At 45.4% G+C, this 20594-nt stretch carries 21 protein-coding genes, 1 tRNA gene and 1 pseudogene; 4 read left to right on the top strand and 19 right to left on the bottom strand.

All coding sequences use genetic code 11. The annotated features are described in order from the left end of the window. Positions 1-57: 57 nt before the first annotated feature. Genes KUA49_RS00240 through KUA49_RS00230 form a run of 3 tightly spaced genes read right to left on the bottom strand, consistent with a single transcriptional unit; the run spans position 58 to position 1837 of the window. The gene (locus tag KUA49_RS00240) at positions 58-519 is read right to left on the bottom strand and encodes a DUF5056 domain-containing protein (RefSeq protein ID WP_218413096.1); all 462 of its coding nucleotides are present in this window, start codon (positions 517-519) and stop codon (positions 58-60) included. Further along, complete coding sequence (locus tag KUA49_RS00235) at positions 509-1048, bottom strand: RNA polymerase sigma factor (protein ID WP_218413095.1); 540 nt, start codon at positions 1046-1048, stop codon at positions 509-511. The genes KUA49_RS00240 and KUA49_RS00235 overlap by 11 nt, the downstream gene beginning before the upstream one ends. 36 nt (positions 1049-1084) lie before the next feature. Further along, positions 1085-1837 carry a DUF6249 domain-containing protein gene (locus KUA49_RS00230; protein WP_218413094.1) on the bottom strand — a complete coding sequence of 251 codons (753 nt, stop codon included), beginning with the start codon at positions 1835-1837 and terminating at the stop codon, positions 1085-1087. A 192-nt stretch (positions 1838-2029) separates the two neighbouring features. On the opposite strand from KUA49_RS00230, the gene KUA49_RS00225 reads away from it, so the two are divergent. Beyond that, entirely contained in the window at positions 2030-3628 is a 1599-nt protein-coding gene (locus KUA49_RS00225; RefSeq protein ID WP_218413093.1) for a methyltransferase RsmF C-terminal domain-like protein, read from the top strand. A 10-nt stretch (positions 3629-3638) separates the two neighbouring features. After that, a complete protein-coding gene (locus KUA49_RS00220; RefSeq protein ID WP_218413092.1) occupies positions 3639-4163 on the top strand; it encodes a dihydrofolate reductase in 525 nt (174 codons plus the stop codon). 137 nt (positions 4164-4300) lie between these two features. Here the strand turns inward: KUA49_RS00220 and KUA49_RS00215 are convergent, their stop codons facing one another. The 6 genes from KUA49_RS00215 to KUA49_RS00190 all read right to left on the bottom strand — a co-directional run bounded on the left by KUA49_RS00215 (position 4301) and on the right by KUA49_RS00190 (position 7439). Further along, positions 4301-4822, bottom strand: a complete 522-nt coding sequence (locus tag KUA49_RS00215) for an Lrp/AsnC family transcriptional regulator (protein WP_203051075.1) — start codon at positions 4820-4822, stop codon at positions 4301-4303. Positions 4823-4927: 105 nt separating this feature from the next. Beyond that, positions 4928-5392 carry an ExbD/TolR family protein gene (locus tag KUA49_RS00210; protein WP_203041309.1) on the bottom strand — a complete coding sequence of 155 codons (465 nt, stop codon included), beginning with the start codon at positions 5390-5392 and terminating at the stop codon, positions 4928-4930. After that, positions 5389-6030 carry an ExbD/TolR family protein gene (locus tag KUA49_RS00205; RefSeq protein WP_218413091.1) on the bottom strand — a complete coding sequence of 214 codons (642 nt, stop codon included), beginning with the start codon at positions 6028-6030 and terminating at the stop codon, positions 5389-5391. Before KUA49_RS00205 ends, KUA49_RS00210 begins: the two co-directional genes overlap by 4 nt. A gap of 9 nt (positions 6031-6039) precedes the next feature. Beyond that, entirely contained in the window at positions 6040-6564 is a 525-nt protein-coding gene (locus KUA49_RS00200) for a hypothetical protein (protein ID WP_203051072.1), read from the bottom strand. A gap of 44 nt (positions 6565-6608) precedes the next feature. After that, on the bottom strand, positions 6609-7271 hold the full coding sequence (locus KUA49_RS00195) for a MotA/TolQ/ExbB proton channel family protein (protein ID WP_203051091.1): 663 nt from the start codon (positions 7269-7271) through the stop codon (positions 6609-6611). Positions 7272-7351: 80 nt separating this feature from the next. Continuing rightward, positions 7352-7439: transfer RNA gene (locus tag KUA49_RS00190), tRNA-Ser, on the bottom strand. A 375-nt stretch (positions 7440-7814) separates the two neighbouring features. Here KUA49_RS00190 and KUA49_RS00185 point away from each other — a divergent pair. Further along, complete coding sequence (locus tag KUA49_RS00185) at positions 7815-8705, top strand: Rpn family recombination-promoting nuclease/putative transposase (RefSeq protein WP_318331641.1); 891 nt, start codon at positions 7815-7817, stop codon at positions 8703-8705. 81 nt (positions 8706-8786) lie between these two features. On the opposite strand, the pseudogene KUA49_RS00180 reads toward KUA49_RS00185, so the two are convergent. Beyond that, positions 8787-9170 (bottom strand): annotated as a pseudogene (locus KUA49_RS00180) (PD-(D/E)XK nuclease family transposase); the annotation flags it as partial. A gap of 377 nt (positions 9171-9547) precedes the next feature. On the opposite strand from KUA49_RS00180, the gene KUA49_RS00175 reads away from it, so the two are divergent. After that, positions 9548-9904: a hypothetical protein gene (locus KUA49_RS00175; protein WP_256624876.1), complete on the top strand. Its 357-nt coding sequence runs from the start codon at positions 9548-9550 to the stop codon at positions 9902-9904. A 132-nt stretch (positions 9905-10036) separates the two neighbouring features. Here KUA49_RS00175 and KUA49_RS00170 read toward each other — a convergent pair whose 3' ends face one another. The 9 genes from KUA49_RS00170 to KUA49_RS00130 form a co-directional block, all read right to left on the bottom strand. Then, complete coding sequence (locus KUA49_RS00170; protein ID WP_218413089.1) at positions 10037-10285, bottom strand: DUF2442 domain-containing protein; 249 nt, start codon at positions 10283-10285, stop codon at positions 10037-10039. Beyond that, positions 10282-10584 (bottom strand): DUF4160 domain-containing protein, encoded by a 303-nt coding sequence (locus tag KUA49_RS00165; RefSeq protein ID WP_119238464.1) that lies wholly within the window; start codon positions 10582-10584, stop codon positions 10282-10284. The genes KUA49_RS00170 and KUA49_RS00165 overlap by 4 nt, the downstream gene beginning before the upstream one ends. Positions 10585-11043: 459 nt before the next feature. Continuing rightward, on the bottom strand, positions 11044-12522 hold the full coding sequence (locus tag KUA49_RS00160; RefSeq protein WP_218413088.1) for a fimbrillin family protein: 1479 nt from the start codon (positions 12520-12522) through the stop codon (positions 11044-11046). 31 nt (positions 12523-12553) lie between these two features. Then, on the bottom strand, positions 12554-13546 hold the full coding sequence (locus KUA49_RS00155; protein ID WP_218413087.1) for a fimbrillin family protein: 993 nt from the start codon (positions 13544-13546) through the stop codon (positions 12554-12556). A 33-nt stretch (positions 13547-13579) separates the two neighbouring features. Beyond that, positions 13580-14494, bottom strand: a complete 915-nt coding sequence (locus KUA49_RS00150) for a fimbrillin family protein (RefSeq protein ID WP_218413086.1) — start codon at positions 14492-14494, stop codon at positions 13580-13582. 60 nt (positions 14495-14554) lie between these two features. Beyond that, positions 14555-15469, bottom strand: a complete 915-nt coding sequence (locus KUA49_RS00145; RefSeq protein WP_218413085.1) for a FimB/Mfa2 family fimbrial subunit — start codon at positions 15467-15469, stop codon at positions 14555-14557. A 13-nt stretch (positions 15470-15482) separates the two neighbouring features. After that, positions 15483-15680, bottom strand: coding sequence for a hypothetical protein (locus KUA49_RS00140; protein WP_218413084.1), 198 nt, complete (start codon positions 15678-15680; stop codon positions 15483-15485). A 361-nt stretch (positions 15681-16041) separates the two neighbouring features. Continuing rightward, positions 16042-17730 (bottom strand): IS1182 family transposase, encoded by a 1689-nt coding sequence (locus KUA49_RS00135; RefSeq protein WP_318331612.1) that lies wholly within the window; start codon positions 17728-17730, stop codon positions 16042-16044. Between the two features lie 289 nt (positions 17731-18019). Next, positions 18020-20557: a beta-N-acetylglucosaminidase domain-containing protein gene (locus KUA49_RS00130; RefSeq protein ID WP_218411737.1), complete on the bottom strand. Its 2538-nt coding sequence runs from the start codon at positions 20555-20557 to the stop codon at positions 18020-18022. Positions 20558-20594 lie beyond the last annotated feature (37 nt).

The raw sequence follows: 20594 nt of genomic DNA, 5'->3' as shown, positions 1-20594 counted from the left end.
ATTAGCTTTCAAAATATCATCAGCTAATAGAAAGAGTTTTTTCTTCCTTATTCCCTGCTATTCCCTGGCATCCGCCAGTTCATTATATCCCCACACCATGATGAGGACAACAATGCCTGCCAGCATCATCCAGAGATTCTGCGAATTTCCGAAAGAATCTATCCCATGCCTGATGGCATGGAAACCCGTAAGCAGGAAATCAATCTTCATGCCATAGAGCCAGCCCTGAATCTGCTCCCAGCCCTGACAGAGCACGGCAGCAATCACTCCTATTGCCACGCACACCGCCGTCCACAGATGTTCCAGGCGATGGCGCTTCGCCAACGCAATGTGGAATTCCAGCAACGACTGTTCCGTTTCCATAGCCGGCAAAGCCTGCATCACCCTGTCTGAAAAACCATCGTCAGGAATCTCAGCCATCTTGTTATCAGCAAAGAATGCCTGCAAGAGTTGCTCGTCTGAAGCACTCAGCAGGTCAACATCCATGCTCTGTATCTTATCATTCTTTTTATCGGTCATAACCATTATGCTTTAAGTAACTTGCAAGTTTCTGTTTTCCACGCGAGAGATGCGACTTGATGGTACCTAGCGCCATCCCCGTCACCTCTGCAATCTTATCTATAGAGAGTCCATCCATCAGCTGCAGCGTGATGCATGTACGTTCGTTCTCGCTCAATATCTGCAGGGCATTGAGCAAATCCATCTTCAATCCGCTATTTACGCCCTGCGCATTCTGCCGGGCCACCGCCGGCGTATCAATATCCTGCGTCGCCTTATGACTGCGGTTGTAATCATACCACACGTTATAGGCGATGCGGTAAAGCCAAGTGGAGAACTGCGCCGTACCCTTGAAACTCGCCAGATGGGTATAGGCCTTGACAAAGGTATCCTGAGCCAAGTCGTCACTCAGCTGCACATCCCCCAGCGTCTGACGCAGGAAAAACCCACGAATAGGTGACTGATACTTCTTGACCAGCAAGTCGAACGACTTGCGGTCGTGAAGCATCACCACCTTCGTGACGAGAGAAATATCGGATATCTTTTCCACTATATATTAACTAATAATTATTCTATCTTTGATTCTTTATACCGGAGTTCCATTATACCCCGTGCCCTGGTTGCCATGACGGTTTTTCCACCAGTCCTTGATGGCTGGAAGCAAGCCTATCAGGGTCTGCCCCAATCCATAGAAGCCTATCAAGGCTCCTATGCCGGCAAGGAAATCAACAGACCACCACGAGAACATGGCGCACAAGCCGGCTCCCAGGAAGACGTTTCTCAATCCGCGCTTCACCAGATATTCATCACTCTGCTTGTCTATCGGACGGTCGCTCTCCGGAACATTGATGCCCTTCTCCATCGCCATCTCAGCCAGTTTGATTCGGTCGTTATGGCGGCGAACCAGATATCTGATAAGCAGGACGAAGATGATCAGCGGAGCCAGGATAAAAAGCAATCCGAAGATGACGCAAAAGATGACCACCACACCCAGCATACCGCTGCCGAATACCGAACCGATGAAATCGAACGGGTCATCATAATTTTCCAAACTGTACTTGGAATGATAAGCACGGGCATCATCATAGTCGCAAGCATCATTGATGGCAGAATCCGAACTGGTGGTATCCGAATAAGCCTCCAGCGCCCCGTCATCCTGGGCAGAAGCTTTCTGCTCAGCCGAAGCAGTCTTCCCATCTGCCGCCTTTTCCTGCGCATCCTGCTGATCCACCTGCTGCGCAGTAGGATGATAACGATGTTTCGGAGCAGAAGACGCCCAAGACACCTGCGTAGCTCCCATGCTCATAACGAGCGCCAATGCTAATATTGCTTTCTTCATATCTATCAATATTTTTATGGTTTTACCTTATTTTTTATTAATTTTTCTATGTCTTAGACGCATCTCTTCCCGATTTAGTTGCAAAGAAACGAAATTTTTCTTATTTTTGCAAAAGATTAGAGATACTTTTGCCTATTTAGGGGCTTATTTATACTCTTCAAATAGATAATTACACATTATTATATATAATAGATGGCTAAGATTTTACCAGAAGATTTCAGAAAATATACCCTTGGGCTGATGGGCGAGGAATTGTACCAGCAGCTGGAACAGGGAATTACAGAGGGCGAAGCACCTACCAGCATCCGACTCAATCCTTTTAAATGCAAAGAGGGAGAGGATGTTAAAACTCCTAAAGAGGAAAAGGATGTTAATTCTCAAAAAGAGGGAGAGCAGAAAGTGATGGGCGAACCTATCCCTTGGTGTCCTTCCACGGGCAGATACCTGGCTACCCGCCCCAACTTCACCTTCGACCCATGGCTCCATGCCGGAAAATATTACGTGCAGGAAGCCTCATCCATGTTCGTTGACCTGGTGATTCGCCAGCTGGTTCACGAACCCGTGATGATGCTCGACCTCTGTGCGGCTCCTGGCGGAAAGTCCACTGCCGTGCGTGCAGCGCTGCCAGAAGGCAGTCTGCTCTTCAGCAACGAACCGATGCGCACCCGTTCACAGATTCTTGCCGAGAACATTCAGAAATTCGGTCATCCCGACATGATTGTCACCAACAATTATCCACGTGACTACAAGAAGTCGAAGCTTCTGTTCGACGTTATTCTCACCGATGTGCCTTGCTCGGGCGAAGGCATGTTCCGCAAGGACGATGGAGCCATCGCAGAATGGAGCCTGCAGAATGTGGACAACTGCTGGCATCTGCAGCGCGAAATCGTGAGCGACATCTGGGGCAGTCTGAAACCGGGCGGCATCCTCATCTACTCCACCTGCACCTTCAATGCCCACGAAGACGAGGAGAACATCGCATGGATTTGCGAGGAACTGGGTGCTGAGCCTGTAGCCTTAACCGGCATCGATGATTCTTGGAACATCACGGGCAATCTCATCGGTTCCAGCTTCCCCGTCTATCGCTTCCTCCCAGGCAAGACCCGAGGCGAAGGCATCTTCCTCGCCGTACTCCGCAAGGAAGGCGAAGAAGAGGAAAACATGCTCCTGAGCTATGCTGCCAAGGCAGAAAAAGACAAGAAGAAGGGAAAAGCCAAGAAGGGAATGAATGCCGACCAGAAGGAAAAAGCAGGAAAGGGAAACAAGAACAACGCAGGAAAAGCAGGAAAAAGCAACAAGAATGTGTTGACGATGATTCCCGGGAACTGGATCCGCAGCACCAGCGATGCGCTGAAGGATGGCGAATATGGCATGGGCTACGACTATCAGAAGACAGAAGATGGTGATGTCTATGCCATTCCGCAAAGATGGCAATACATCTACGAACTGGCAAAGAACAGTCTGAAGGTGATTCATGCCGGCATCAAACTGGGAACCGACAAGGGCAAGGGCCTCATCCCCGACCAGTGTCTCGCCCTCTCCACCATGCTCAACCCCGATGCCTTCCCGCAGGAGGAGCTGTCGTACGAAGATGCCATCCGCTATCTGCGCAAGGAAGCCGTCAACCTGCATGTGGATTCTCCTAAGAAATATGTATTGGTCACCTATCAGGGAGTACCGCTGGGCTGGGAAAAGAACATCGGCAACCGTGCCAACAACCTCTATCCGCAAGAGTGGAAAATCAAGAGCACCCACGTGCCGGAAGAACAAATTATAATTAATAGTTTATAGTTAATAGTTTATGCTTAGCATCATCGCCTGCATATCGCAAACCAATAGAGCAATCGGCTATCAGAACCGGTTGCTCTATCATATTAAATCCGATTTAACCCGCTTCCGCGAACTCACCACGGGACATACCATCATCATGGGCCGCAAGACCTATGAGTCACTCCCCAATGGTGCCCTGCCCCATCGCCGGAACATCGTTGTTTCCCGCAGTATGAAAGAGATGGAAGGCTGCGAAGTATATCCTAATCTGGATGCGGCATTAAAGGCTGCAGAAAGTCCCCAAGAGATTTTCATTATCGGAGGCGAAAGCATCTACCGCCAAAGCCTTCATGTTGCCCGCAAACTCTATCTCACCGTGGTAGATGATACCACTGTAAATGATGCGGAAGTAAATGATGCCGCTATAGATGCTACCCCGCAGCAAGCCGATGCCTTCTTTCCGGAAATCAATCCCGAAGAATGGGAACTGATAGAAAAAGAAATGAGGAATGAAAACGGATTATCGTTCTCATTCCTCACCTATTTAAAAAAGTAACTTCTATTTTCGCAAGAAAGCCCACACGCCCTGAAAGGGCAGAAGCTCCTAGCCCAGGGCATCGCCCTGGGTAATCATGGACGCAAGCCTGTCGCCCTGAAAGGGCAAAAGCTTTAAAGAATCTGCAGAAAATCTCTTTATTCTGCAGAAGCCTCGCCCTCTTCCTCCTCATTCTCCTCATCAGGAGCCATCGTCTTGAGGTCCTTCATTGACAACTGACGGTTGATGGCTGCATTGAAAGAGATGATGGTCTCGCTGCGAGACAAGCCCAGAGGCTGCAACTTGTCATGGATAATCTCCAACAGATGATGGTTGTTGATGGCATAAATCTTGATGAACATATCAAAACCACCCGTGGTATAATGACACTCCACTACCTCAGGAATCTTCTTCAGCTCTTCCACTACCTGGTCGAACTTCTCAGGTTCCTTCAGGAACAAACCCATGTAGGCACAAGTCTCATAACCGATCTTCTCAGGATCGATGATAAACTGTGAACCCTTGATAATGCCTAGGTTTGATAGCTTAGCCACACGCTGATGAATAGCTGCACCGCTCACATTGCAAGCGCGTGCTACTTCCAAAAATGGAATACGGGCATCCTGAGAAATCAGCTTCAGGATCTGCCTATCTAATGAATCTAATACTTGTTTTGCCATTTCGATATTATTATTTGAGTGCAAAGTTAGCACTTTTTTTTAAAAAATGCAACTTTTTAAAAGAAAATGACAACAAATTAATATTATTTTTCCTTTCAGAACATATTATTGCCCTTTTTCCACCGCCGAATAACTAATTTTTAGTGCTTTTGCCTCGCGCAAAGCCTGCTTCACATCGGTAATCACACCCATCTTCGTCTCCCTGTCAGCCTTGATGGAAACGGTCATCAGTTTCTGGTCTTCCGGCGACATGCGCTTCTTCTCGGCACTGATGTAATCCATCACCTCAGGAGCCGTGGCAAACTTATCGTTCAGCTGTATCTGCGTTCCCGTTCCCACCTTGCCCTGCTGGTCCTTGGTAGGTTTACCGATATAGATATGGCTCACCGCCGATTTCTTGGTCAACCGAGTAAGATGCTTTCCCTCGGGCATGCGGCATTCCACCTTCAGGGTAACCTGTCGCATGTGGGTAACAATCATGAAGAAGAAGAGCACGGAGAAAATCAAATCAGGCAGGGATGAAGTGTTCAGTCCCGGCACCTCATGCGATTTCTTGCGGAAATTCATCATTTCGTGCCTCCTTTCTGCTTATTCTGCCCAGACTTCTCTGTCTTCGCCTCAGCATCCCCTATCTTCGCCTCATCGCCCTTTTTCTCCTCGGCATTGGCATCAATGCGCTTGTCAGAATAGGTTGTGGCATTGGCATACGATTCCGTGATGCGCTGCGGACAGAGCTTTCTCACTTCCTCCTTCTGGTCATTGCCCAGTTGGGCATAATCCATGTGATATTTCTTCTGCGAAGTCTCGTTTCTCAGTTGGTTGTAAGCCTCCATCAGTTCGTTCTGCATCTGGAAATAGAGATTGTAATCCGCCTCCCTGTCGCTCTCCACGGAAATCAGATGCTTCTTTCCCAGGCGATGCACCAGTCGGATAACCTCGTCTTTCAGCTGTCCCACCTTCATCGGGCGGTCGTTAACCAGCAGGCTATCTCCAGCCGTAAGACGGATAGCCAGCAGATTCTCCTTATCCACCACCGATTCCTGTCGCTCCTTGTTCTGAGGCTCAGGCGAAGGAAGCTGGCGCAGCAATCCCTTATCCACATCCATCGATGTGGTGACAAGGAAGAATATCAGCAGCATGAACGAGATGTCGGCTGTTGAGGTGGTATTCAATCCCGGGGTTTCGTGACTTTTCCTTCTAATCAGCATTTTCTTGAATTATTTTTTCTTACGAATATAACGGGTGGCACCAAAGCAGACGGCGCCGATGCCTGCCACCAGCATCAGAAGCGAGGTGATGACAAACATATCTGAAAGTTTCAGCCATATCCAGTCGGCATAGTCCTCACCATTGATCAGCATCGGATCGGAACTGCCCAAGAGGAAGGATAGCACCAGGATGGCGAGTGTGCCCAACCAGGTGATGCGGAAGATGCGGCGCACAGGCACTCCATTCACCACCGCCTCCGACTTGGCGCCCCGATAATCCCTGACCATCGAATAGACCGCCAGGCCCACGCCTCCTATCAGGAAGAGCCACATCAGGATGATGAGCACATCCGTAAAGAGCGGCGCATTGAAGTCGGGATTCTCCAGGAAAGGCATGTCGTAGCCCACCAGGAAGAACAGAGCGAACACTACCACCGCCAGGCCTATCAGAATGAAGAACACCTGCTGTGATATCTGCTCGGCAGACTTATGCTTCGCATTTAATTTCGACTTTGAAAATTGAAATTTACCCATTTCTCTCTTCGTTTATTTGCTCGTTTATTTGCCCTAGGCAATCATTATTTGCTCTTGGCAATAATATCCATTAACGTTACAGCCGATTCCTCCATCTGGCTGGTAAGATGCTCCACCTTCGAGAGGATGTAGTTATAGAACACCTGCAGAATCAGCGCCACGATGATACCGAAGATGGTAGTAATCAGCGCCACCTTCATACCCGAAGCCACGATGGTAGGGCTGATATCGCCTGCCTGCTGAATCTGGTCGAACGACATCACCATACCAATCACCGTACCCAGGAATCCGAGCGATGGTGCCATGGCGATAAAGAGCTTGATCCAGGAGCATCCCTTTTCAAGGTTGGCAGCCTGCACCGTGCCATAACCGCTGACAGATCGTTCGATGTCGTCGAGGCTTTCGCTGATGTGCATCAGTCCCTGGTAGCAGATAGAAGCCACTGGTCCGCGGGTGTTGCGGCAGAGGTCTTTCGCCCCCTCCACATCTCCAGCCGTCACCTTCTGGTCGATATCCGCCATCAGTTTCTTGGCATTGATTTCCGAAAGACTGAGATAGATGATTCTCTCGATGCAGAACGCCAGACCCACGATAAGGGCGATAGCAACGAGCGACATAAAGCCGGCATTACCCTCTATAAACTTCGTTTTAAGAGCCTGATGGAATCCCATGTTCTCCTCCTGTGCCATCATTGGCAGAGAACACATACAAGTGAAAATGAATATTGCGAAACGCGCAATAGCTGTATTTTTCTTCATAATCATATATACCTTATTATATATATAAGCGGAAAGAGGGGGATTCGAACCCCCGATTCCCTTTAGGGGAATACACGCTTTCCAGGCGTGCCTCTTCAGCCACTCGAGCACCTTTCCGTGTTTCGGATTGCAAAATTATCACTTTTTATTCGAAACACCACATATTTGCTGTATTTTTATATATCTTTAACCAAAAGGAAACATGGTGATTCCTGAAGAAAAACATGATACATTCTGAAGAAAGGCATAATTTGCCCGTGTACATGAGGATTCATGCCCACGGACGTGAGCACCGACGCCCGAGAACGCGAGTACACTTAACCGACAATTTCGGGCATAAATACCCAAAGCCTTGGGCAAAGTTGGGCAAAGCCTTGGGTAAAGTTGTTCACTGCCTTGGAGTGACTTTTCCTGCAACTTTTCCCAGAAATCCCTTGCAGATATGAAAATAAAGTCGTAACTTTGCGGCATGGATATTTAAAACAGATGATTATGAAGCAGGTAGAAGAAAGATACATCAGCTTGCTGACCGACTTCGGTTTCAAGCGAATTTTTGGAACAGCAATGAACAAGGATTTGCTCATTTGCTTTCTCAACAGCTTGTTTAATGGCAGACAGGTTGTGAAGGACGTATCGTATCTGAATCCAGAGCACGTGGGAGATGTCTATACCGACCGCAGAGCCATCTTTGATGTATATTGTGAGGGCGAAAACGGCGAGAAATTCATTGTAGAAATGCAAAATGCGTATCAGGCGTATTTCAAGGATCGCGCCCTTTTCTACTCAACCTTCCCTATCCGTGAACAGGCACCCAAGGGGAACGACTGGGATTTCAAGATCAATCATGTCTATACTGTTGCGCTACTCAATTTCAACATGTATGAGGATGCCTTCGACAAGGAGAATACCCGCCATCATGTACAGTTGTGCAATACCGCTACCCACAAGATTTCCTACAACAAGCAGGAGTTTATCTATGTAGTACTAGCTAAATTCAATAAGACACTAGGAGAATTGGAAACGCTCTACGAGAAGTGGCTTTATGCGCTGAAGAACCTCTATAAACTTACCCAACGCCCAAAGGAGTTGTGCGACAAGGTTTTCGACCGCCTCTTTGAGGAAGCCGAGATTGCCAACTTCACACCTCAGGAAATGAGGGAGTATGAAGCAAGTAAGATGGCATATCGGGATATCAAGAACTGCATTGATACGGCGAAGCAAGAAGGTCTTGCGGAGGGTATAGAACTAGGGAGGAAAATATGTATGGAATTAGGAATGAACCAGAAAGCCCTGGATATTGTCAGGAACATGCTTGCTGATGGCGTTGACATCAATCTGATTATGAAGTATTCCGGACTTACCCAGGAACAGATAGAAAAATAAAATATTATCTCAGAAATAACAGATAAAGAAATTCCCCCATCCGGCTTGAGAAAGCAGGATGGGGAAATTTCTTTATCATATCTATGATATCAACTTTCTGATTTCTTCTTGGGTTAACCCCGTTATTTCCATGATGGTATTTTCATCCATACCCTTTGCCATCATTTTTTTGGCAATTTCCAGACTTTTATGATGGCTACCCCTTGCTTCACCTTTGGCAACACCTTCATCAATACCATTCATGTAATAACTCATCAGGACGCCGTAGTAATCATCGGCAGCCTTTAAGCTCTCATCATATTTTTCTTGCTCTTCCTGACTCAGGCAGCGGGAATCTGCCAGTTCAGCAAGGCGCTTGAAAATCTTTTTCTGTGCCGTAAAAGGCATTCTCTCTAATGCTTCCATATGTTTTAATACATAAATCCATTTGTCAAAATCACTATCACATTCTTCTGCTTTTTTATCCGAAGAGGCGTTTGAAGCCCCAATCGGTAAAGGGGTTAATATATTTACCCATGGCCAAATATTGAGATAATTAATATCTGTTGGCAAATATACGATTTTTCTCTGAAAATACCAAGGAAAAACTGTTTTTTTTGCAGAAACGCTAGTATATAGTTTAAATTCTCCATCTGTCAGGAGAGTCTGACAATACTATATTTGCAGAACTTTCGCATGTGGTTCAAGCACGGGCTAAAGGGGCAAACCTTGCGAAAGATTTGGAAGTTACAAATATTCAGCGTATCTTTGCAGAAGATTGTGCGGCGCTCGGCAATCAGAAAGCAAGCTTTCATTGCGCTCGCTGGCATAATCTTTGCATAACAAATAAAAACATAAAGCGTATGAAGCAGGTAGAAGAAAGATACATCAGCTTGCTGACCGACTTCGGCTTCGACCGCCTCTTCGAGGAAGCCGAGATAGCCAAGTTTACTCCGCAGGAAATGAGGGAGTACGAGACCAGCAAGATGGCATATCGCGACATCAAGAATTCCGTAGACACTGCCAAGCGTGAAGGTATAGAAATAGGCATGGAAAAGGGAATGAAGCAAGGTAGAGAAGAAGGCAGAGCTGAAGGCATGAACCTGCGAAGCCTTGAGATTGCCAGGAAGATGCTGGCAAAGGGTATGGATGAAGCGTCTATCATGGATATGACGGGGCTGACGGCAGAGGAGATAAAGCTGCTGAAAGCGGAGATGTAGATTACGAATATCTCCATATAATCAAGGGTCTATACGCCTCCTGTTCATCGTGGCATATAGACCCTTGTCGTTTCCCGTGAAGTGCTGTAAAAAAACACTGTATTAAGGACTTATACAATATTCTTTTCTTGTTCAGCAGCAAACACCAGCATATAACTTATCTATTGGAAATATCAAATCCCAATTCTTTCCCCAAACGATATTACCAAACTCTATCTTGAACTTTTTGAATTTGCTTTCATTCAAGTAAGAGTTATATTGCGGATGTGGGTGATTTCTGATAAAAGCACCTACATCTATCGTCTTAATGGTGTCATCATTAAAGTGTAATTCAACTTTTAATGGCGCCACATATTTTGCAGAAACGATACTTAAGTTCATAATTTCTTCGTTATTTTAGTTGAACGTATTCTTTTCTTATAAATAAAGAAGTTTACCCATTTATCAACTATATTCTTATAGTACTTCTTCACAAAGGCTTCTGCTGTAGCAGCATCCTTCTCACTTAAAGGTGGTATCTTGCTAGAAGTTCTTCTATGAATTTCAACAAGTTCACCATTTTCTAATATTATCTCGAAAATAGCTTCATGTCCATCCTTCATTACATGAACGTGTATTGGTTCATGCTCATTTGAATAGAACAGAAAGATAAATCCGAAGTATTCAAATATCTTTGGCATCGCAACCTCCTTTTTTAATCTATCTTGATTGCAAAGTTACGACTTTATTTTGAAAACGCAAAGAAAACGGGAGAAAAGTTTCGGGAAAAGTTTGGATTCCCGTATTTTATAAGATAAAGGATAGCCATCCCATACCGCAACTAATCAAGAATACATCGGTAGGGTACAAACACTCGTTTGATGCTTTCATTTCTGTTCTCATAATATAATTTTGTTTGAGCACCTCACGATTAACGCAAAGGTACTTCAAACCATGAAAACAGGTAGCACGAAACCACCATACAGCCATATTATCCACCAAACAGACATCAGGGTACGATGAAGGGTCTATACGCCACTTGTCATCGTGGCATATAGACCCTTGTCGTTTCCCGTGAGGTGCGGGTAAATATAATTGCTGAGCACCTAATACTCCTGCCCAGCTTAGGAGTTTATCTAATGTTATTAATTTCTAAATTGTTATTGAGGATATGTTTTACGTCCACATTTTATGGAGTGGAATATTTTTCCAAGAAATTGTCGTCGTTTATGATCCGGAGAATCTGCATACTTCTCAGATTCATCAGATTGCCACGCATCAATATCTTTTTTTGTCATAACCTTTTGATCTTTTGACAAAGTTAAATCTACACTTTCAGTAAATACATTATCAAAGATACTGAAACCTGCAGCGGAAATATTACCTAATGTCACCGAATTTAGTTTTGGACAATCGGCAAAGGCAAGGTCATTTATAAATGAAACTCTCGGAGCATAGATTGTTTTAAGACCAATACAATCCTGAAAAGCCACCGACTCTATACTCTTTACATCTGGTAAGTTAATAACTTTCAGCGGTTTACAATTCAAAAATGCACTATACGGCAAAGCCTCAACTCCGTAAACAGTTAAATCTATACTGCCTTCACTTGCACTGCTTAGAGCTTCTCTTATAGCATTAAACACACTATTATCTGCATTTGCAGGCAAATTTCTGATTTCAATGTTCGTATTTCCCGCAGCCAAAGCATTTTTTATAATTAGTACGGCATTTTCTGTAGTTGTTACTGCATCGCCACCAGTAATGTCATCGCCAGGACCCCAATCCGTAACACTTACACTTCCTATTGTAGCTTTGTCCTTACCTATTTTTACATCATAGGTATAGCTCATAGCTTTGTCAAGAGCAGGAATTCCAGTTACATCCAGAACTTTAGTCTGAGTAGGTTTGCCATCACCATCATTGTATGTCACAGTGAGTTTGAGGAATTTCTCTGCATCATTGCCTGTTCCTGGAGATACCAAAGCATAGAATACATTGCTGCCATTTTCTTCTTTTTTACAAGCTTTGATAGCTTCGTAGCTGTCACCTTCTCCTGCTGGAACTTTCAGTTTAGAATAAACTTCTACGACAGAAAGTGTAGGGTTCAGTCCTTCGAACTCATTTCCAAAAGCACTTACTTTGACTATGACGCGAGCCGTCTGGCGTTCCAAGTTCAATGTCAACTGTCTGTCGGTAGGAATATCTTTCTTTTCTATCTCTTTTCTGCATGTCATATAATCAGACAGAGCAATTTTCTCAATTGTAGATTGGTCTGCTGCGACATAACCTGTAGAGATTGAATTGGTGGAATTCCCTGGATAACAAGCCTCGAAAGTCTGGGCATTACCCGTCCAGACCAGATAGTCATTCGCATTCGCCCATTGCCCGTCCTTATTTTTGGTATAAACCACGGTTTTACCCTCAGTCGTTACGCTGATGGCATCGTTCTCATTAAAGCTTTCTTGTTCCGCTTTTGTACCCAATGGATTGCTACGGGTAAAAATGCTGTTTCCACCAACGGTGGCAGCAATCTTCACCTCATTAGCGGCAGTGTTAGCGCTCTGCTCGTCATCAGTAGAGCAAGCGGCAAGCATTGCTATAACTGCAAATGCTCCCATATATTTTGTAATCTTCATATCTTGTCTATTTTAAATGTCAAACAAATCTTTAATCAGTCTCTCCTTGGGTAATGTTTTCTTTTCCCCAAGGCGTTGCAGTTATACCTTTTACCTGCACTACATCCTTACCAACCAGCAGACTCAACTGATGTTTGTTACCAGATACAAAATTCACATCGCTGGTGGATGTCCAGATGTAATCAGTGCCATCCACTTTGAACGAAATACTGAAATTACCAGCAGTAACGGTCTGCGGAATCACAATGGCAGAATAGTTGAAGGCAGCATGGTCGGTTGTTTTACCAGCCGCCTTGAATTCTGTAGTTTCTGGAGTAATGGCGGTTGCTTCCTGGGTATCGTCAACTTGAACACTTATAGGACTTGCTGAGAAATCCACTTTGCTGCTGATAATGGTGCCATTCACCTTGACATCAGTTACGGTTGCTTCCGTAACAGGTTTTTTTTCATCCTGATTAAACTGGTCTCTTAACTCGATAGTGAGATTCAGCTGACTGAGAAGATGGGTGAATGCGACATCAACCGCTTTGCTGGTATTCAATTCCGAACCAGGCGTGAATCCCGTTTGCTTATATACAATAAGGTCGGATGAATAGTCTTCAGCATCGCTTTGATCCGCTTGTACAGAAAAGGCATAATCTGACTTTCCGAAGACTTTAACTTTGCCATTTGCATCTTCGGTAGTCTCCTGATATGGCGCATAAGCCAGAATGTCAACAGCGGTAGTTGAATTCTGCCACAACATTTGGGTAGCAGGATTCCAATTGTTGCCTTCCTTTGTTACCTTGATATTATCATAGGTATATTTTTCGCTATTAGCATTTTTGATGCAGAAGCCAAACGATTTAAGCTTGTCCGTACTGTTTCCGTAAGAAGCACGGGTATTCATGCCATCTACACTAGTCGTGATTCTAACCACATTATCCATTGGATAATTGCTCTGTGCCAAATCCTCATCGTTGGAGCAGCTGGCAAAAACTGCCGTTGCCAAAGCTGCCATTGTTAATATTTTAATTGCTTTCATATTGTCGAATTTTATGTTTTAATTTTAAGAAAGTTAATCGTAGGCCTCACCCTTGATAGGTTCGCCTGTAGAACCCCAGTCGGAGATGTTTACATCGCCAAGTTTTATGATATCACGTCCTACCTCCAGGTTGATGGTAGTAATCTTGCCACTCTCAAACTTGAAAGGAGTACCGTTGTCGTAGATGAAGTCCTTTCCGCCAATGGTGATGGTAATCTTCTGAACACCATCCTGCGGGATGATGATGGAAGTATATTGCTTGTTGGCAGTTAAAGCTGGCATGTCGAAGTCGGCTTTATCTTCTGCTACAGTAGATGGGGTGACAACCTTGGTCAGATAATTGACGGTTGCTTTTTTTGCGGCATTGCCTACAGCTACCTTATCTACGGTAGGTCCCTCTGTTCCCCATTGATTCTTATAGGTAAGGTTCACCACAAGTTTTGCCATTACATGGGTAAAGGTAAGAGGAACTGTTTGCGGTTCATCGACATTATAGGATAAGCCATCTTTGTTGACTGCCACCAAGAGGTCGCTTTCCACTTGCTTTGTCTCATCGAATGTATATTCTCCGGCAGAAAGGTCGGATATTGCTGCAGTTGGATAGACACCGATGAAATAATGCTTGTCACGGTTGTTCTTCCAAAGCATCTGTGGAGTGGATACCCATGAACCGTTAGTCAACTTGTTGATGGCGTTATTCACCACACGCTCGCTTGTCTCTGGAGCAACAGTTGCATCGCCAGTCCAGGCATACACACTGATTTCATCACCCTCTTCAAAGGTTTGTCCACCCTTCTCATCTGTGGCAACACGTGTCATATTGCCGATACTGGTAGAAACGGTGATGTACTGGGAGGTCTCGCCTCCGATACCATTCTCGTTGTCAGAACAACTGCCCAATGTCAAAACCATTGCCATCAGGGCAAAGAGATAAGTTTTCTTTTTCATTGTCTTTTACTATTTTATGTTTATATTCTTGTTTTGATTCTTGCAAAATGAGAGGGTCGCTTAATCTTCAGGATTCAGGATTTCACCACGGTATATCCATTCCTCAGTCCAATCATCTATCTTCGTGCTCGTAAGATACATGTAAGGTTTCATCTCCTCAAATTCCAAGTTTATCTTGTACTTGCCGCCAGACTTCATGACAGGAGCTTCGATGTCGTAGTTGCTAACTACTCCCCCAGGAGAAATCAGTTGGATAAACAACTTGGTGGTATGTAAACCATTGGCTGTCGGCATCAAGCGTAATGTTTCCGTTTTTAAAGTTTCGCCAGGCACTGCAATTCTCAAAGGTATATCACACTCTTCCTTGGTATAGCTTGCCGTCCCGAATGTTCCATCCTCATTCTTTTGCAGGGGCAGGAGCCCGGTTGCCACATTCAGAACCTTGCCTATCATTGCAAAATTGTCAGGAACTCCTTCAATGAAGATGGTCAATTCTGCAAGTATATGTCGCATTTCATTTTTTGTTATGTAGTTGACATTTAATTTGTCTATACCGATGTCCGTGACACCATAATAGGCATGGTCGGGAGAGGCACTTGGATTGGACAATCCAAACATGAGCTGTTTCATATTGAGGGGTGCCCTTGTAGCCTCACCGATAAAAAACGGTTCAATAAGGTTGGTGGCAGCCAGAATCTGATAATGTCCTACAGGAAGAGCAAAGCGTTGGCTTGCCACCTCCTGCGCACTGCCATCATGTTTTTCCTCTACAAGCGAACCGTCATCGGCATTGAATATCCAGAGTTTCACGTCCTTCACTTCCGTACCTTGGTCGGCTTCATCTGCCCAGGTGAGCGATACAGACAAGCCACCCTCATCCTCACCATCATGAACATCATGGTCGCAACTTGCCAACAGGCATGGGACGCATAGCAGCACCCATAACCAAATATTAAATATTCTTTTTGCTTTCATTATCTATCTTGTTTTATGGGTTACTGATGTCGTGTCCGAAACTCGAGAAGGTAGAGAAGCCGAAAGGCATTCCTGCCTCTACACCGGCATACCAGCCTTGCGAACCAGTCATTCCATCTTCTTTTTCTTCTGCTTGCGCAACCGAAAAAGGAAGGATGATTGCAAGTATCGCTATCAATAGCTTAATCTTTGTTGTCAAATAATTCACCATATTTATTTCTTTAGTTTATATTGTAAAGGTAAGAAACGTTGTTCTAACTTTCATGTTGCAAATATACAAAAAAAAATCAAAAGTGGCGTCAACAAAATATACTTAGGTGTCTCTTTGCCTAGGAAAGCGACAGCAATTTAAACAGAATTTACCTCCCCCAGCCCGTCCGAGAACGGCCGTTTTGGGGTGTATCATAGAGGGCAGAACCGCTATCACGACTCCACCTAAGCCCCTCTAAGGGCATATCTTTTTTCATCTTAAAATTTTAGTTTATGTTAAACAATTCGTCATAAGGGCTTAAAATGGCCGATATGAACACTAATAGAGCGTGTTTTTCGATGGTATTGATCCCTACAGGTCATTATCCAAGAGAAGCAATCAAAGCAGGTACACCTTTGAGAGATATGGCACGACGAAGGTTATAAGATAGGCAAAAGAGACCCATCTCAGCAGTTACTTTCAGTTTGCCTTTCAGTAAAAAGTAGTATTGCCCAAGTGCTCGCTTCATGGTTCCAAAAGGATGCTCGGAGAGGCATTTGCGATTGTCCATCTTGTTCTGATCTAGATGTAAAACGTAACGGACACCCTTCTTCACGATCTTCATTCTTGGAGGTTTTGGCTTGTCCTTATTCTCTTCTTTGAGTTGCTTGCGTTTTGCTTCGGTTGCCTTTATCAAGGTGTCTTTGTTGAAGTCTGCCTCCTTGAACTTCTGGATGGTACACTTGCACTTGCATTTTTTACATGCAAGCTTGTTGCAGTAGCGGATCATACCGTTTCTTTTGATAGACTTTTGCCTCAGGATTTCTCCTTGGGGACAATAGACAAGATTGCGTTCGGCATCCCTCACGAAGTATCCTTCAAGAGCCTTGGCACGCATCTGCCCGGGAGTCATCTTCAGTACAGCAGACTCTGCTACATCAGAAGTGTACTCCTTGACCTCTACAATCTGTGCATCGGTTAAAAAATCCTTGTAGGCTTCCGGTATGACTGCAGCTTCAAGACATGCCTTCAAATCTTCTGGATTAGTACTTGACTTTTGTTCGTCAGTTATGGTAGCTTCGTTATAGTCAAACTGAACCTGCTCCGTGCAGCTGCCATCACGTTGGATGACATTTGGTACGATACCATTAGCCAATGCATCTGCATGAACCTCGGGACACTCGTACCCCTTGTCTGCAGTTGATTCAAGAACGTCAACACCATAATCGGCTTTCACCTCAGATGCTACGCTTGTAAGCTGACCATGGTCTGTTGGACTGTTGGTTACCAGGAAGCCTGCTATCATATGGCTCTCCGCATCAACTGCAGTTTGCACATTATAACCGACACAAAAGCCTTCGTTGGCTTTCATTAGTCGGGAATCAGGATCGGTTAAGGAAATCTGGCTTTCACCACTTTTCTCAAGTGTATCACGGTATCCCTCATAGCGTTCCTTGCGCTCCTTGCAAACATCAAGCTTACGTTGCAACTCATCTTTAGAGAGCCTGCGTCCTTCCTCATGATCGTATGCTTCAAGTTCTTCCATATAGATAGAAATATGTTCATCAAGACGCTTGATTCGGTCATCGAGTTTGCTTAGAGTAAGGTTGTTGTCTTTAGCATTTACAGCCTTAAACTTGCTTCCATCAATAGAGATGTATGACTTGGAAAAGAGCTTCAGTCCCATACAAAACTTGTTGAACTCTTTAAAAACTTTAGTAATAGCCTTCTTGTTGTCCTTGCGGAAATCGGAGATTGTACGAAAGTCAGGAGTCAGCTTGTTGAGCAGCCACATTACCTCTACGTTACACTTGCACTCACGAGCAAGTTTGCGAGAGGAACGTACCTGATAGAAGTAACCATAAATATAGAGTTTGAGGAGATCGCGAGGATCATATCCAGGAGTACCTGTCTCTGCAGGAGTACTGCGGACGAATCCCAGTTCATCCATTTTGAGATTATCGACAAAAGCATCAAACAAGCGAACAGGGGCGTCAGCCTCTACATACTCGTCAATGCAATCAGGGAAAAGAACCCTCTGTCGTCTATCTTGTCCTTTTTTATATGCCATATCTTTCTTGTTTTTTACTACAAAAATACATAAAATAATTGAGAATCAAGAAGATACGAGGTTAATTAACTATAAAGAGCAAAAGAAAAATGCCCAATTCAGTTGTTTGCTTCCCTAATTAAGTTTTCGGACGGCCTCCCCCACAAACAAAATTTCCCCCTCTTTTTCTGCGTTTTTCAAATTAAACAAAGGGGCTATACACCACCATTTTGTGGCATATAACCCCTTATCAAAACAAAAAAGATGACCTGGCAAAATGCGAGATCATCATTTTTGTTATATAATAATCCTATTTCTCAGGAATAATCTCGAAGATTTCGGCAGAACCATCCAGCTGAATCTTCGCTGCCTTCTTCACCAATTCTATCTTGCAGAACGACTGGTCGATGAGGGTTGTTGCCAAAACCTTGCCCTTGGCATTCAGCTGGCGACATACCAATGATTTACCTGGAGCCAACTTCAAGAGCAGGGTGTAACCCTTTACATCCTTCTCGACACCAAACGAAAGTACACCATCGTTGGTGAAAGAAGTGCATGGATTCTCATCAAAACCATACATCGCTGCCTGCAGATTGCCAGCCTCAACAGGGAAGTTCAGACGCTCCGGGGTGGTTGGGTTCACCTCGAAGGTACGGACAGCAGCCCAGTTGCGCTTGTCTGACTTCAACTTCTTGATGCGGATATAGCGAGCCTCAACAGGGGTGTCGGTCTTCCAGTTGATGATATACTGTTTTTTCAACTCGCCTGTGAGCGCCTTCCATTCCTTTCTGTCAAGAGAATACTCCAATACGGTGTTGTCGAAGTAATCCACATCATCCACAGAGTTGCGGCCCTGGAGGATTCTTACCTCAGATACCTGACGCACGCAGCCTAGGTCGGCACCAATCCAGTCGCCAGTGTTCTGACCGTTGCCCGATGTATAATAGGTAGTAGAATCGTTGTCGAACATCGCCTTGCTCTGGGTGGTTCTCAAAGTGGCATAAGTACCAATGCCCTTATAGAAAGCAGGAACCTTGCCGGTCAACTTCTTGAAGAAGCCAGATGCCATGTCGTCCATCGACTGCTCGTAGAATGGCTGCAATACCATGGTACCAGACTTGTGCTTCTCGTAGGCAGCCACATCTTCCTTGCTCATGCGGTTGTTGACATAGCCATCCCAGAATGCCTGGTCGTTGCCAGCCTTGTATTCCTTGATGAGAGTCATGGTCTTCAAGCCACGGTCGCCCAACTTGCCAAACTCTGTGAGCCATGGGCGGAGTTCCTTCATCAGCAGGGCATTCTTGCAGTTTGCCTCCATTTGGGCAGGCGCATTCTTCACTCTTACAAACTCACTCTGCAAGGCATTGAACTCTGCATCTGTGAAGTTATCGATGCGGAAACTCTTGGTCTCCCATGATTCGATGCGGCGATAACCGGTCTCGGTATCGCAAGAGTGCATGGCGAAGGTGCGATATGCCTCGTGTGCTTCTGGAGTAAGATCTACCAAGCCACGCTCCCAGTTGTCGAGCGGATTATAGTTGGCGATGTTCCAGGTATAGTCGGCTACACCATAGAGCGCCAGCTTGGATGCCTCTCCGTGCTCCATCGGGTTGCTGACAAATCCGCAGAGATCCTTGTTGGTCAGGTCGGTCTGCAAACCGTAGGTAGGACCCTGCATGATGATATGGCGGGCATAATCGGTTACAGGGAAGTTCCACCAGTAGTAAGCCGGGCGCTTGATGCGGGAATTCACCCAGTCGAGAGTCTCGCGGGTCAAGTCACTGCAAACCACATCACCCGTCCAGAATACATTGATGGATGGGTCGAGGGTATTGCCGAAGATGGCGAGAGAACCGGTTGGCTTTGGATTCGCCCAGAGACGGGTGTAATCGGTAGGACACATCACGAGCGGAGCAACATCGCCCTTAGCCTTCACAAATTCCTTTTCGAGGCGGTTGAGAAGTTCCGACTGCTTTACCGGGTTGGCACCCTCGCCGGAAATATCATCGAAAAAGATGGCGAAAGATCGCACACCGAGGTCGTACATCAAATCGAGCTTGTGAACCAGATTCTGATAGTCTTCCTCGTTCCACTTGATGTCCTGTCCCGGATGGATAGCCCACACGAAGTCTACTCGGTTGCGGCGACAAGCCTGAACGAGTTCGCTGATGTTCTTAGCCTCTTTCTCCGGATAAGGCAAGCGCCAGTTAGGACAACTGTGATATGGGTCATCCTTCGGACCATAGAGATAGGTGTTCATCTTGTTCTTTCCGTAATAGTCGATGAGGGAAAGACGCACCTGATGAGACCAAGGTTCGCCATAGAAACCTTCTACCACACCACGGTTTGGAAGATCAGGGTAGTCATTACAGGTGGTGTAAGGCATCTGGCCCTTCGCCATCTCGCTGCTTACAATCTGGCGCAGAGTCTGCAGACCATAGAAGGCACCACGCTCATCGTAGCCCACAATCTGGATTCCCTTGGCATCAGCCTTCAGGCTGTAGGCTCCCGAAACAGGTTTAACGCCAGCCTTGGCTGCCAGTTTTCCACCGAAATCGATGGTCAGGCGAACGCCCTTGGTGTTGGCGGTAAGGAACTTCACGTCGTCGGCAAACTTGCCTTTCTTGTCGATTACCTTGACTCCATTCTGCAGGTCGAGTCGGTTAGCAGCATCCACATTCAGGAGATGTGGTGTAGGACTCACGATGAGTCCGTGATGATTCAGTTTCTTGCCCGGAATCATGTTCACGTCCTGCTTTTCAGAACGCTGGCCGCTCAGATCTTGTGCCTGAGTGCCCTGTGAAAATGCAGCCATCAGGAGGGCTGCCATCAACATTTTTCTAGTCATAATGAATAGTTTGGTTAAGGATTTATATTTTAAAAGT

The organism is Segatella copri (assembly GCF_019249655.2).
Classification (GTDB): domain Bacteria; phylum Bacteroidota; class Bacteroidia; order Bacteroidales; family Bacteroidaceae; genus Prevotella.
This window is presented reverse-complemented; position numbering and strand designations above follow the sequence as displayed.